This window comes from Pseudomonas sp. EU05-FHT14B02, assembly GCF_058791055.1.
Genome location: NZ_JBYTDD010000035.1, coordinates 38,769 through 52,502, shown reverse-complemented (window position 1 = coordinate 52,502; position 13,734 = coordinate 38,769). Strand labels below are relative to the sequence as shown.

The following is a 13,734-nucleotide window of genomic DNA, read 5'->3' as shown; positions in this document are numbered from 1 at the left end:
GGAACACCAACATAACCAGCCACCGCATTGCCGAAAGCAGGAACGGTCGCCTGCTGCCTACAGAGATTTCGCCGGGCCGTGGAGGACATCAGGCAAGTATTCGCAGGCAAAAAAAAACCGGGGCAAATGCCCCGGCTGGTTGTTTTGCAATATCTCCTGCCCCGTTACCAGAAGCGTTGCTGGGTCAAACGGCTCCACCAGCTCAGCAACACACGATCGACCGAGCCGCTGGCGGCCATGCCAATGCGCTCTTGCAGGCTTTTGCGCTCGGCATAGTGCAGGTGATAAAGCTCGGACTGCCTGGCGCGTTCGGCTAGGTACTCGTCGCTGGTCTTGAGTTCGTCGACCAGGTGTTTTTCCAGCGCTGCCACGCCGAGCCAGATTTCGCCGGTGGCCACTTCATCGATCGCCAGTTGCGGGCGATAGCGCGACACGAAGTTTTTGAACAGTTGATGGGTGATGTCCAGGTCTTGCTGGAACTTCTCCCGGCCCTTCTCGGTGTTTTCGCCAAACACGGTCAGTGTGCGTTTGTACTCACCAGCGGTCAGCACTTCGAAGTCGATGTCGTGCTTTTTCAGCAAGCGGTTGATGTTGGGTAACTGCGCCACCACGCCAATCGAGCCGAGGATCGCGAAGGGTGCGCTGATGATCTTCTGGCCGATGCACGCCATCATGTAGCCACCGCTGGCCGCGACCTTGTCGATGCACACGGTCAAGGGCACGCCGGCCTCACGGATACGCGCCAGTTGCGAAGAGGCCAGGCCGTAGCTGTGAACCATGCCACCGCCGCTTTCCAGGCGCAGCACCACTTCGTCCTTCGGTGTGGCCAGGGTCAGCAAGGCAGTGATTTCGTGGCGAAGGCTTTCGGTGGCCGAAGCCTTGATATCGCCATTGAAATCGAGCACGAACACCCGGGGCTTGGCCTCGGGTTTTTTCTTCTGTTTCTTGTCGGTTTTAGCTTGGGTCTTGCGCAAGGCCTTGAGCTGATCCTTGTCGAGCAGCGTCTGCTCCAGGCGTTCGCGCAGCCCTTTGTAGAAATCATTGAGTTTGCTGACCTGCAACTGGCCCGACGACTTGCGCCGCCCCTTGCTGCGCAAGGCCGCAAAACTGGCCAGGACCACCAAAATGGCGATCACCAGGGTCACGGTCTTGGCCAGAAAAATGGCGTACTCGGAAAAAAACTCCACAGGGACTCCTCAAACGATGCGCGGCTTGAACGCGCGCGGGATACCTCCAGCATACCCATGCGCCGACCTTGCTACCAGCCGTGAAAGCTCTGGTAACAGGCCTGTAACGGCCATTTCAAACAAGCGTATGTTTTTTCATTGACAGCACACCGCCATCCTCATAACCTCGCCAAACCTTCAACGTACCGGGAAGACGCGGACGTGGGCAGCATCTATTTGATTCGACATGGCCAGGCCTCCTTCGGTGCAGACGACTACGACGTGCTGTCGCCGACCGGTATTCGTCAGGCGGAAATCCTGGGTCGACACCTGGCCGAACTCGGAATCAGCTTCGACCGCTGCCTGGCGGGGGATCTGCGCCGACAGCAGCACACGGCCAACAGCGCGCTGGAACAATTCGCCGCGGCAGGCCTGCCGGTGCCGCTGCTGGAAACTGACTCCGCCTTCAATGAGTTCGACGCCGATGCAGTGATCCGCGCACTGCTGCCGGCCATGCTGCCGGACGAACCCGAAGCGTTGCACATCTTGCGCAACGCCGCGCAAAACCGTGGTGAGTTCCAGCGTATCTTCGCCCTGATCATCGAGCGCTGGCTGGCCGGGACCTACGACACACCGGGCCTGGAGAGCTGGCTGGGGTTTGTCGAGCGGGTGCGGGCCGGTCTGCACCGCATTCTCGACCAGGCCGACAACACCCAGAAAATCGCCGTGTTCACGTCCGGAGGCACCATCACCGCCCTGCTCCACCTGATTACGCAAATGCCTGCCCGGCAGGCCTTTGAATTGAACTGGCAAATCGTCAACACCTCGCTCAACCAGCTTAAGTTTCGTGGTCGCGAGGTGTCCCTGGCTTCCTTCAACAGTCATGCACACCTGCAACTGTTGAAGGCCCCGGAACTCATCACGTTTCGCTGAGTCCGGATTATTGTGACCCCTGGCTGTAATCACCCAGCTCTTATTACCCAAGAAAGGATCGAACCATGACCTCCGTAGCTGATGCCGTACAAGCAATGAAAGCCAAGTTCAACCCAGCCGCTGCCGCCGGTCTGGACCTGGTCTTCGGTTTCCGCATCGACGACACCAAGAACTTCTCGCTGATCGTCAAAGACAGCACCTGCGAACTGCAGGAAGGCGAGAACCCGGACGCCCAGGTGACCCTGGTGATGGACGGCGAAACTCTGCAAGGCATCGTCGACGGTTCGACTGACGGCATGCAAGCGTTCATGGGCGGCAAACTGCGCGCTGAAGGCGACATGATGCTGGCGATGAAACTGTCCGAACTGTTCCCGTCGTAAGCACCTGGTTCCCGAACTTCGGGAGCATGCTTGCTGCAAACGAATCCCGCCCTTAGTGGCGGGATTCGTCGTTTTTGCCTGCCCTGTTGCAAGGGAGCTTACAATGCCTGAACTTCCCACACCGGCCACCCCATGGACATCGACCTCGCCCGCACCTTCCTCGAAATCGTTCGCCATGGCAGCCTGGCCGCGGCTGCCGAGAAGCTCCATGTCACCCAGACCGCGATCACCGCACGGGTACAAAAACTCGAGGGCCAACTGGGCAGCACCCTGTTCGTGCGTAATCGTGCCGGCGCCCGTTTGACGCCCAATGGCGAAGCGTTCGTGGTGTACGCCAATCAGCTGGTGCAAACCTGGGAAGCCGCGCGGCGTGATTTGCCGTTGCCCGAAGGTTATCGCGATGTGTTGCACATCGGTGGCGAGGTGAGTCTGTGCAACCCGTTGATGCTCGGCTGGGCCGGCGAAATTCGCAAGAACATCCCCAGCCATGCCCTGCGCATGGAAATCCGCGACGGCGAAAACCTGCTGCGCCAACTGGAGTTGGGCGTTCTGGATGCCGCGCTGGTGTATCAGCCCGAATATTGGCCACGTCTGCAGGTCGAGCAGATTCTCGAAGAAAAACTGATTCTCGTGCGCCTGGCCGACAAGCCCGATCCTTATGTTTACATCGATTGGGGGGCTGATTTTCGACGCCAACACGACGCCGCGCTGCCGGAGAAGGCCAAGGCTGCGCTGAGTTTCAATCTGGGCCCGCTGGGCTTGCAGTATCTTCTCGAAAACGGCGGCAGTGGCTACTTCCGCACCCGCGTCGTGCAGAGTTATCTGCAAAGCGGCGCCCTGGAGCGGGTGCCCAAGGCGCCGGAATTCAACTACCCGACCTATCTGGTCTACTCGCGCGATCGTGACTCGCCGACGCTGCAACGCGCCTTCGACCTGCTGCGTAAAGTCATCGACTCCGACGAAGACTGGTCGCAGCGATGGGATCCGCTGACCTGAGACCGGTTTGCACCGGATCATGGCCGTTGTGTCCTTAAGGTTCGGTCCGTCAAATCACCGGGATCGGCTAATCTGAAAGAGATAACAAAAACGACAGGTGATTGCAGTGAGGCAGACCACCGAAGGATTCCGCGGCCGTTACCGCGCCGACATTCATCCGCTCTACAACCCTTGGCTGCATGGCGCGTTTGTCCTGGTGTTCGGGGCACTGGCGATCAGCGTCTTCTGGAGCAACGTCCATCAGGTGCGGCCAACGGAATGGCTGGCGGTGCCCGTCACGCTGCTGTTATTCAACCTTGGTGTGTACATGGTGCATCGCCACCTGGGGCATCATAAAAAGAGCTTCGCCCGGCTGTTTTACGCCCGTCATGCAGGCGACCACCACAGCTTTTTCACCCCCGGCCACATGACCTACGACAGCGCCCGCGACTGGCGGGTGATTCTGTTTCCAGCGTGGCTGATCGTGCTGCATACCCTCGCCGTCGCCCTGCCCCTCTGGTGGCTGCTCAAGCACATCAATACCAACATCGCCGGATTGGTCGGCGGCCTTCTTGTCCTCGGCTACCTGACTTATGAAGTGTTTCATGCCTGCGAGCATCTGCCGTCGCGCAACCCGCTCACACGGCTGCCGTGGATCCGCCAGATGCGCCGGCTGCACGAACTGCACCACCGCCGTGAACTGATGCAGGCGCGTAATTTCAACATCGTTTTCCCACTAATGGACTACCTGTTCGGCACCCTCTATTGGGAGCCGGAACCTGAGCCACTCAACCCGACGAGAACCCCCATGACCCGCATGCAGCATCAGGTTGTCATTGCCGGAAACCCGATCCAGGTACTTGCCTACGCCAGCACCGTGACCCTTTGGCCGCAATGGCATCCGTCGTCGCTGCGCATCGACGGGCCAAAAGGCCCGCTGCATGCCGGCGCACGATTCGAGGAAGACATCCGTGCCGGCGGGCGCGACGGGCACTTGCGCTGGGAGGTGGCGGAGTACCTGCCCGGGCGGCGCTGGAGCGCCGAGGCCCGGGGTGACCACGGCCTGTCGCTGGTGGTGACCTATGAATGCGATGCCACAGGCGAAGACACACGTTTCGTCCGCACCCTGGAATATCAATTCAGCGGCCTGGCAATGCGCATTGCCAACCGCTTGTTGCTCAAGCGGCGCATCGATCGGGAATCGGCGGCGTCGATGCGGGCATTGCGCGACATGGCACAGAAGTATCTGGCCGCAACAGGAGTCGGCGTGTGAGCAGGACCTTCAAATGTCTGTTGCTGGTCATCGTCGTCATCGGCGCCTTCCTGATGCTGATGCCCACCAAGGTGCGACCGGTGGCCTGGACACCACAAGCCGCGCCGTCCCTCACCAGTGGAATCTACGCCGACAATCAGCGGCTCAAGGAGGTGGAACGTGTCGGCGCCGCCAATATCGACGGGCCGGAAGCCTTGTTGCTGGAAAACGACATGCTCATCACCGGCCTGCACGACGGACGCCTGATCCGTACGAGCCTGGACGGCAAGACCACCAAAATCCTGGCCGATACCGGTGGCCGGCCACTGGGCCTGGCCCGGCATCCCAATGGCCTGTTGGTGATTGCCGATGCCGTAAAAGGCTTGTTGTCCCTCGACGCTCAGGGACGCCTGGTGGCCTTGACCACAGAGGCCGGCGGCGTTCCCTTCGGTTTTACCGACGACGTGGCCATCGACAAACCCGGTCACTACGCTTACTTCAGCGATGCTTCGAGCCGCTTCGGCTATGGCCACGACGATGAGGCCGTGATCGAACACAGCGGCGACGGTCGACTGCTGCGCTACGACTTCCAGACCGGCAAAACCTCGGTTGTGCTGGATAAGTTGGAGTTTGCCAACGGCGTGACCCTGGGACCGGATGATGCCTATGTATTGGTCAATGAAACCGGCGCTTACCGCATCACTCGTTATTGGCTCAGCGGTCCGAAGGCTGGCACTCACGACCTGTTTATCGACAACCTGCCGGGGCTGCCGGACAACCTGTCGTTCAATGGTCACGACCGATTCTGGGTGGCACTGTATGCACCCCGGAACGCCTTGCTCGACGGCACGGCGGCGCATCCGTTCGTGCGCAAAATGATCGTGCGAGCCATGACCGTCTTGCCAAAGCCCGTGGAAAAACGCGGATTTGTCCTGGGACTGGACCTTGAGGGCAAAGTGATTGCCAACCTGCAGGACGGCAGCAGCGACAATTACTCCCCCATCACCACCGTGCGCGAGTATGGGGACTGGTTGTATTTCGGTTCGCTGAAAGCCCGGAACATGGCGCGGTTGCCGTTGAGCAAGGCATTGCAATGAGCAGGCCCCTTCCTGAACTCACCGAAGCCCCCCCCCTGTAGGAGCGAGCCTGCTCGCGATGGACTCAAATGCACTGCGTTTAGTCAGTAAACACGCGGCATCGTTAACGACCATCGCGAGCAAGCTCGCTCCTACAGAGGGCGGTGTTCATTCTGGATCGATGTCGACACCCTCATCATCCGGCCACTCATCGATGCCCGGCTCTTCCTCGGGATTGACCGTGGTGTGTTCGGGGCTCAGGGGTTCGGGATGAGTGGGGATCGGGTCGTAGCCACCCTGTTGTTCACTGGGGTATTTGGGCTGGGTCATGAGGCACCTCGTTGAGAGCCATAACAGCGGTCTCTGAACATTCGAGGTGCCGGTTGTGATGCCGTTCCAACTTTCCCGCCACCGGTCGTCGGTGGCAGCTCGCTGGGTCAGGACGACGAGCCAAGTTGCTTGACGATCTTGTCCTTGACCAGCAGACGTGCCTCCTTGAGCTTCCTTACGGTGTCATCGTTGGACTTGGCCTCCTCTGCTCTCACCACTTCGGCATCCGCCTGGGAATACTTGTTAAGCAGTGAATCCAGTAACGGATCCTTGGTGCGTTTCTGCTGGACTTCTTCCTTTGAGCGTTTCAGATCCTGATAAAGGTCATGGGGCACCGGCATGGAACACCTCCGTTTGTTGATCGGCAGCGAAACGCGATCAATTGCGTTCACCAACTATCAGAATGGCCTCGGTTAGCCTGTTCTGTCGACCACCTGTCAGACCAGCGGTGTCCGTTCGTCGTCCGGTCGCCAATGCGATAAAACCTTGCCTGCACCGGCGCCTCCACGGGTTGACGATCACTCGGTCACCTTTGAAAACCTGCGTGGAGAATCACCTGTTCTTGTCAGCCGTTAAGCACCGTGCGCACCATCTGCGTCAGTGCTTCGGGGTTGTAGGGTTTGCTTAGCAGGTGAGTGTCGGGATTGAGCTGGTGATTGCGCGAGATGATGTCGCGGGTATGCCCCGAGGTGAACAACACAGCCACCGGTGGCTCCTGCACTTTCGCCCAGGCCGCCAGGTCCGAACTCTTGATCAGGCCGGGCATGACCACGTCGGTGAAAATCAGATCCACCGCCAGCCCTTCCAGCAACATTTGCATGGCGACGTCACCGTTGGTGGCCGTGAGGACCTGATAGCCCTCCTCGCGCAACAACTCCACCGCCGATACCCTCACGGCCTCATTGTCCTCGACCACCAGGATGCGTTCGTGCCCGCCCCGTTGCGGCACATCAGGGCCCGACGTTTCGCTGGGGGCCGCGCGCAAGGTGCGCGGGAAGTACAGCTGCACCCGGGTCCCCCGCCCCACGTCGCTGGCGATTTCGATATGACCGCCACTCTGCTTGACGAAACCGAACACCATGCTCAACCCCAGCCCTGTGCCCTGCCCGTCGGCCTTGGTGGTGAAGAACGGTTCGAACGCCTGGGCCAGCACCTGCGGCGACATGCCGACACCGGTATCCGTTACAGACACCCGCACATAGTCCCCGGGAGCAATGCCCTTTGCGGCGCAAAATTTGCGATCGAGGGTGATGTTTTCCGCACAAAGGTCAATCCTGCCCTCGCCTTGAAGGGCATCACGGGCATTGATCGCCAGATTGAGAATGGCGTTTTCCAGTTGATTGCGATCGACAAACACGCTCCAGGAATCTTCAGGTGCCGTCATGTGAACCTGAAGGGTTTCACCCAGGGCACGCAGCAACAGCTCTGCCAAGCCATCGAAAATCTCCCGCAATGTAAAGACCGCGGGTGACAAGGGTTGGCGACGGGCGAATGCAAGCAGTTGCGAAGACAGCTTGGCACCGCGCTCGACGGCGGCAATCGACGCCGAGACCCGGCGCTGCACATTGGCGTTACCCGGTTCATGACGCGCGAGCAGGTGCAGGTTGCCGGCGATCACTTGCAACAGGTTGTTGAAATCATGGGCCACACCGCCGGTGAGACCGCCGATGGCTTCCAGCTTCTGTGACTGGCGCAGTTGTTCTTCCGCCGCCAGCCGCGCCTCGACCTCATCGGCCACCCGCTGTTCCAGGTTGCGGGTGAACTTGAGCAGGGACTCTTCGGCGGTCTTGCGTTCGTGGATGTCGATCAGCACGCCGGGGAAACGAAACGCCTCGCCCTGCTCATTGAACTCGCAACAACCACTGGCGAGTACCCAGAGGTAGCTGCCATCCGGGCGCCGGATCCGGTATTCGACGTTGTAGGGCTCGCCCGTCTCCACCGACAGTCTGACTCGTTCCTGAACCCAACTGCGGTCATCCGGATGGATCCGGCTTTCAGCGATTTCCTGAGACAGGTTTTGCAGGTCTTGCCCAGGTGGATAGGAGAACGCGCGCGCGAAGCGCTCGTCACCCGTCAGCACGTTGGCCTTGATGTCCCAGACAAAGGAGCCGAGCAATGCGCCGGCGTTGAGCGCCAGGCGTACCCGTTCGTTGTCGGCGCGGTAGGCGTCTTCAGCCACTTGTCGCCGTTGCTCGGAGATCACCCGCTCCGTGGTTTCCACCACCATGGACATGACCCCGGCCGGGCGCCCGTCATCGTCGGCCACCGGGCTGTAGTAGAGGTCCATCCAGACATCTTCCGGAACCCCGTCACGCAGCAGCACCAGTTCTTTGTTGCGATAGGACAAGGTGCCGCCCGCCAGGCAGGTGTCGACCACGTGGCGATTGAATTCGGCAACTTCCGGCCAACCCAGTTCCACGGCAGAGCCGAGCAGATACGGATGACGCCCACCGGCAAACTTGGAATAAGCGTCGTTATAGATCATGTACCCGGACTGGCCCCAGAGCATCACCATCGGCAGTGGGGACGCGAGCATCAACTGGACCGCGCTGCTCAGGCTCCTGGACCATGAATCTAGCGGGCCAAGTTCGGTCAGGCTCCAGTCGAACGCACGAATGCGCCCGGCCATTTCGCCGTTCCACCCGGAGCACCCGTGGCTTTCCTCTAGAAACTGCATCGGCTGGCTCTATCCCGGTAAGTTGCACCCGTTTGTTTCGAGCATCCTGCACGCTATTCGTTTCATAGAGGTATAGCTGATTCTCGCGGGCCACTGGAGACCCCTTGTGGGAGCGAGCAAGCCCGCTCCCACAAATTGGTCCTCGATAACCGAGAGTCCGTGCACTACACCTCGATCAAGTGCTTCAGCGGGTTGTAACTGCTTTTCAGGGTGGCCGCGACATCCAGAATGGCCTTCTCGATGCCATTCAAATGCATGCAGGTCAGCTCGATGGCCGCACTCTGGTTGCCTGCTTCGATGTATTCGATCAGCCGCAAGTGTTCGTCGTCGCGGCAGGCTTCGTGGCTGTCGTCATCCAGAGCGGCGGCATACAGCGACGCCCGGGAAATCAGCTTCTGGAACCAGTCGAGCAGCACCGGGTTGTTCAGGCTGCGGGCCAGTTTGATGTGGAACTCGCCGAGCAGGTGAATCAACCGCTCGTGATCACCGCTTTGATGCGCTTCATCCTCCAACAGCAAGTGATCGCGCAGGTCCTGGGTTACCGCCGTGTCGCGACGACGGCACAGTTCACTGACGATGCCGATCTCGACCAGACGCCGGGTTTCGAACAGCGAACGGATCTCTTCATCACTGGGCAGCGACACCGACGCACCTTTATTGGGCTCGGTGGTGACCAGTCCGTCGGCCTCCAATTGCTTGAGCGCGGCCCGGACAGACGTGCGGCTGACATTGAACAGCTCGGCCAAAGAGGCTTCGCCGAGCTTCATGCCCGGACGCAACGAACGCTTGCTGATCGCCTCGTAAACCCCTTGGTAGACGCGGTCGACCGTGGTTTCCAGTTTCTTTTCCGTCATTCATCAACTCCTTGCGCCCTGTGCAAACGACCCTGGCGAATGAACGGCCATTGAAAAAGGGGCTTGCACGGACAGATTAATCCGGGTATTTCTAAATTGCATCCAGATTTTGCATACAATAATTAGAGGAATGCACCATTATGGGTCATCCAACAGCAATCGAAGTGCGAAACGTCTCAAAGCGATATTCCGACGATCCGGGGCTGGCACCAGCTCTCGATAACGTCTCGGTGGACATTGCCGACAACGAATTCTTCACCCTGCTCGGCCCCTCCGGCTGCGGCAAAACCACCCTGCTGCGCACCATCGCCGGCTTCGAGCATGTCAGCGACGGTGAAATCCGCCTCGCGGGCGAACCGGTCAACGATTTGCCGCCGTTCAAGCGTCGGGTCAACACGGTGTTCCAGAGTTACGCGCTGTTTCCGCACATGAGTGTTGCGCAGAATATCGCCTTCGGCCTAGAGATGCAGGGCCTTGATCGCAAACTGATTCCGCAGCGGGTCGATGAGATGCTCGCACTCGTGCAAATGCAGCACCTGGCCAAGCGTAAACCGGCCGAACTGTCCGGCGGCCAACAGCAACGGGTGGCTCTGGCCCGGGCCCTGGCGCCAAAACCCAAAGTGCTGTTACTGGACGAACCGCTGTCGGCCCTGGACCTCAAGCTGCGCAAGGAAATGCAGGTCGAACTCAAGCGCGTACAGAAAGAAGCCGGGATCACCTTCATTTTCGTCACCCACGATCAGGAAGAAGCGCTGACCCTGTCCGATCGCATCGCCGTGATGTCCGCCGGCAAGATCCTGCAAATCGGCTCGCCCAATGAAATCTACGAACGGCCGCAACACCAGTTCGTCGCGCAATTCATCGGCGACATCAACTTCCTTCCCGGCCATATCAAACGTGGCCAACAGAACGAAAAGCTCTTCGTGCCCAACGGCATGCCCGTGGAAATCCCCTGCCCGGCCCATGGCTTTGACGGCAGCAAGGTGCAACTGGCGTTCCGCCCCGAGCGTTCGCAACTGGTCGAGCCGACGCAGCCGCATCACCTGCGCGGCGTGATCGAGGCCGTGCTGTATGTCGGCACGGCCACGCTTTATCAATGCCGCCTGAACAACGACATCAAGGTCATGCTGCGCGAGAACAACGAAGGCCTGAACCACGGTCGGGTGGTGGGTGATCGCGTCGCAGTCAACCTGCCGCCCCACGCCTGCCTGTTGATGGAGGCCTGAGATGAGTGTCAGCAGCACTTCCCCAGCCCTGAACCGTGCGCTGTTGCTCAGCCCGGTGGTCCTGACCCTGTTGGCCCTGATCGCCATTCCGCTGGGCATCATGGGCTACATCAGCCTGCTGCCGCGCAACGTCTATGGCGGCGTCGACTGGCAGGCCGACTGGCAATTGCAAAGCTACGTGCAACTGTTTTTCCAGGAAGGTTTCGATGGCGAACTGGAGCTGAACTGGGTCTACGCCCAGGCATTGCTGCGTTCGGTGTTCCAGGCCGGTGGCACCACGGTCCTGTGTTTCCTGTTCGGCTTCCCCGTGGCGTTGTGGATGTCGAGCCTGACACCCCGTCGGCGCAACCTGATGGTGTTGCTGATCACCATCCCGTTCTGGACCAACCTGCTGATCCGCAACTACGCTTGGTTGATCATTCTGCGCGAGCACGGCTGGGTCGCCCAGAGCCTCAACGCGCTGTTGCCGCAGGCCGGCGGCATCACCCTGCTCTACAACGACTTCGCGGTCAGCGTCGGACTGGTCTACAGCTTCCTGCCATTCATGATTCTGCCAATCTACTCGACCCTGGAAAAACTCGACTGGCGTCTGGTGGAAGCCGCCTATGACCTGGGTGCCAATCGCTGGCACGCGTTGCGGCGGATCATCCTGCCACTGTCGATGCCGGGGGTGATCGCAGGTGCCTTGCTGGTGTTCGTGCCAAGCCTGGGAGCCTTCATTACCCCGGCGATCCTTGGCGGCGGCAAGACGCTGATGATCGGCAACCTGATCCAGCAGCAGTTCGGTACCGCGCGCAACTGGCCGCTGGGCAGTTCGCTGTCGTTCCTGTTGCTGGGGATCATGTTGCTGTCCCTGGTGCTCTACGCCCTCTATAGCCGCAAAGCCGCCAAGACCCAACGCCCGGGAGCACAAGCATGATCGCCCTGCACCTGAAGAAACTGCCGCTGACCCGTGAAGTCAGCCTGTTGATGCTGGCCTATCTATACCTGCCGATTTTCGTGTTGATCGCCTACAGCTTCAACGCCAACCGCTCGGCAACGGTGTGGACCGAGTTCTCGTTCGACTGGTACGGGCGAATCCTGGCCAACCCGTCGATCCAGACCGCGGCGCTCAACTCGATCATCGTCGCCAGTATCGCTACGGTGTGCGCCACGGCGATTGCCCTGCTCGCGGCACTGGCGACCTACCGGCCGTTCTACGGACAGAAAATGGTCGAGGGCGGGATCAACCTGCCACTGATCCTGCCGGAGATCGTCACCGCCGTGGCCACCCTGCTGCTGTTCATGGCATTGGGGATCAAGCTTGGTCTGCTGACGGTGATCGTCGCGCACATCGGCTTCTGCATTCCCTTCGCCTACCTGCCGATCCGCGCGCGGCTCAACGACCTGGACAAGAGCCTGCTGGAAGCGGCGAACGACCTGTACGCCAATCCCTGGCAGGTGTTTCGCCGGGTGACCTTGCCGCTGCTGTGGCCGGCGGTGCTGTCCGGTTCGGTGCTGGCGTTCGTGGTCAGCCTCGACGATTTCATCATGACCTTCTTCGTCGCCGGGCCGGGTTCGACAACCTTGCCGGTATACATCTTCTCAGCCATCAAGGCCGGCGTAACGCCGGAGATCAATGCGATTTCGACCCTGATGCTGGTGATTTCCATCGTGCTGGTAGTGCTGGCCTTCTGGCTGGGACAGCGCGGCAAACAACAATAAGCCTGGAGACTTCTATATGAGCAAGAAAGTGAAAAGCATGAGTTTCGCCGTTGCCGGTCTGGCCTTGAGTTGCGTCACCGCGTTCACGGCGTTCAGCGCCCAGGCCGCCGGGCCCAAGGAGCTGTTCTTCTATAACTGGACCGACTACTACCCGGTCGACCTGCTGGCCAAGTTCGAAAAGGAGACCGGGATCAAGGTCACCATGGACGGCTACGACAGCAACGAAACCCTGTTGGCCAAGTTGCAGGCCGGCGGCGCGGCATACGACGTGATCGTGCCGTCGCAATCGATCATGCGCACCCTGATCAACCAGGACCTGCTGCTGGAAATCGACGCCTCGGCCCTGCCCAACTTCCAGTACGTCAAACCGGCGTTCCGCGACCCGAGCTTCGACCCCGGCCGCAAGTTCTCGGCACCGTACCTGTGGGGCACCACCGGGTTTTCCTATGACAGCGCCCGGGTGCCCGGCGGCAAGCTTGACGACTCGTGGAAAGAGTTCTTCGAGCCGCGCAAGGAACTGCAAGGTCAGCTCGCCGCCCTCGACACCTCCAGCAGCGTGATCAACGCCGCCAGTCACTACCTGAATGTCGACGAGTGCAGCGAAAACCCGCAGGACGCCAAGCGCATCCTCGAACTGCTGCAAAAACAGAAACCCTTCCTGAAGATGTACAGCTCGGACAACACCGTCGACCGCATGGCCAGCGGTGAAGTGATCATGATGCAGAACTGGAACGGTTCTACAGCGCGGGCCACCCTGCAGAAGAGCACCATCAAGTACGTCTACCCCCGTGAAGGCCTGGCGATGTTCCAGGACAACTTCGCCGTACCGAAAAGCGCACCGCACCCCGGCAACGCGAAGATCTTCATCGACTGGATGATGAAACCGGAGAACGCCGCCGCCGTGTCCAACGCCATCGCCTACGCCAACGGCATCCAGAGCGACAAGCTGATCGACGCCAAATGGCGGGTGATGGACGCCATCAACATGCCCGACGAATTCGCCGCGCGCCTGCGCCCGGAAAAGGAATGCAGCAACAAGGCGCGGGAGCTGCAGGACCGCATTTGGGCCAAGCTCAAGGGCTGATTGCCTTTAGACCGAGTCGCGCCCATCGCGAGCAAGCTCGCTCCCACAGGGATTTTGTGAGCGTCAAAGATCTACTG

14 protein-coding genes are annotated in these 13,734 nt (G+C 60.1%); 9 read left to right on the top strand and 5 right to left on the bottom strand.

Features of this window, described 5'->3' with window-relative positions; translation table 11 throughout:
• Positions 1-164: 164 nt before the first annotated feature.
• Complete coding sequence (gene sohB / locus AC3WTM_RS26015) at positions 165-1,187, bottom strand: protease SohB (protein WP_090455662.1); 1,023 nt, start codon at positions 1,185-1,187, stop codon at positions 165-167.
• Between the two features lie 201 nt (positions 1,188-1,388).
• Between sohB and AC3WTM_RS26010 the strand changes: the two genes are divergently transcribed.
• The 5 genes from AC3WTM_RS26010 (at position 1,389) to AC3WTM_RS25990 (ending at position 5,803) form a co-directional block, all read left to right on the top strand.
• A complete protein-coding gene (locus tag AC3WTM_RS26010) occupies positions 1,389-2,099 on the top strand; it encodes a histidine phosphatase family protein (protein WP_102671340.1) in 711 nt (236 codons plus the stop codon).
• A 65-nt stretch (positions 2,100-2,164) separates the two neighbouring features.
• Positions 2,165-2,479 carry an SCP2 sterol-binding domain-containing protein gene (locus tag AC3WTM_RS26005; RefSeq protein ID WP_007946492.1) on the top strand — a complete coding sequence of 105 codons (315 nt, stop codon included), beginning with the start codon at positions 2,165-2,167 and terminating at the stop codon, positions 2,477-2,479.
• A gap of 132 nt (positions 2,480-2,611) precedes the next feature.
• Positions 2,612-3,475 (top strand): LysR family transcriptional regulator, encoded by an 864-nt coding sequence (locus AC3WTM_RS26000; RefSeq protein ID WP_102671339.1) that lies wholly within the window; start codon positions 2,612-2,614, stop codon positions 3,473-3,475.
• Between the two features lie 106 nt (positions 3,476-3,581).
• Entirely contained in the window at positions 3,582-4,727 is a 1,146-nt protein-coding gene (locus AC3WTM_RS25995; protein WP_102671338.1) for a sterol desaturase/SRPBCC family protein, read from the top strand.
• Positions 4,724-5,803, top strand: a complete 1,080-nt coding sequence (locus AC3WTM_RS25990; protein WP_102671337.1) for an SMP-30/gluconolactonase/LRE family protein — start codon at positions 4,724-4,726, stop codon at positions 5,801-5,803. Before AC3WTM_RS25995 ends, AC3WTM_RS25990 begins: the two co-directional genes overlap by 4 nt.
• A 147-nt stretch (positions 5,804-5,950) precedes the next feature.
• Here the strand turns inward: AC3WTM_RS25990 and AC3WTM_RS25985 are convergent, their stop codons facing one another.
• The 4 genes from AC3WTM_RS25985 to AC3WTM_RS25970 all read right to left on the bottom strand — a co-directional run bounded on the left by AC3WTM_RS25985 (position 5,951) and on the right by AC3WTM_RS25970 (position 9,643).
• Positions 5,951-6,112, bottom strand: coding sequence for a hypothetical protein (locus AC3WTM_RS25985; RefSeq protein WP_173677945.1), 162 nt, complete (start codon positions 6,110-6,112; stop codon positions 5,951-5,953).
• A 107-nt stretch (positions 6,113-6,219) separates the two neighbouring features.
• A complete protein-coding gene (locus AC3WTM_RS25980; RefSeq protein WP_102671336.1) occupies positions 6,220-6,453 on the bottom strand; it encodes a DUF465 domain-containing protein in 234 nt (77 codons plus the stop codon).
• A 224-nt stretch (positions 6,454-6,677) separates the two neighbouring features.
• Positions 6,678-8,789, bottom strand: a complete 2,112-nt coding sequence (locus AC3WTM_RS25975; RefSeq protein WP_102671335.1) for a hybrid sensor histidine kinase/response regulator — start codon at positions 8,787-8,789, stop codon at positions 6,678-6,680.
• 164 nt (positions 8,790-8,953) lie between these two features.
• Positions 8,954-9,643 (bottom strand): GntR family transcriptional regulator, encoded by a 690-nt coding sequence (locus tag AC3WTM_RS25970; protein ID WP_007973313.1) that lies wholly within the window; start codon positions 9,641-9,643, stop codon positions 8,954-8,956.
• A gap of 140 nt (positions 9,644-9,783) precedes the next feature.
• Here AC3WTM_RS25970 and AC3WTM_RS25965 point away from each other — a divergent pair, with 140 nt between their 5' ends.
• The 4 genes from AC3WTM_RS25965 to AC3WTM_RS25950 are packed head-to-tail and all read left to right on the top strand — an operon-like array spanning position 9,784 to position 13,657.
• On the top strand, positions 9,784-10,869 hold the full coding sequence (locus tag AC3WTM_RS25965) for an ABC transporter ATP-binding protein (protein WP_102671334.1): 1,086 nt from the start codon (positions 9,784-9,786) through the stop codon (positions 10,867-10,869).
• Position 10,870: 1 nt separating this feature from the next.
• Positions 10,871-11,788, top strand: a complete 918-nt coding sequence (locus AC3WTM_RS25960; protein ID WP_102671333.1) for an ABC transporter permease — start codon at positions 10,871-10,873, stop codon at positions 11,786-11,788.
• On the top strand, positions 11,785-12,573 hold the full coding sequence (locus tag AC3WTM_RS25955; RefSeq protein ID WP_057714357.1) for an ABC transporter permease: 789 nt from the start codon (positions 11,785-11,787) through the stop codon (positions 12,571-12,573). Before AC3WTM_RS25960 ends, AC3WTM_RS25955 begins: the two co-directional genes overlap by 4 nt.
• A 16-nt stretch (positions 12,574-12,589) precedes the next feature.
• Entirely contained in the window at positions 12,590-13,657 is a 1,068-nt protein-coding gene (locus AC3WTM_RS25950) for an extracellular solute-binding protein (RefSeq protein WP_102671332.1), read from the top strand.
• Positions 13,658-13,734 lie beyond the last annotated feature (77 nt).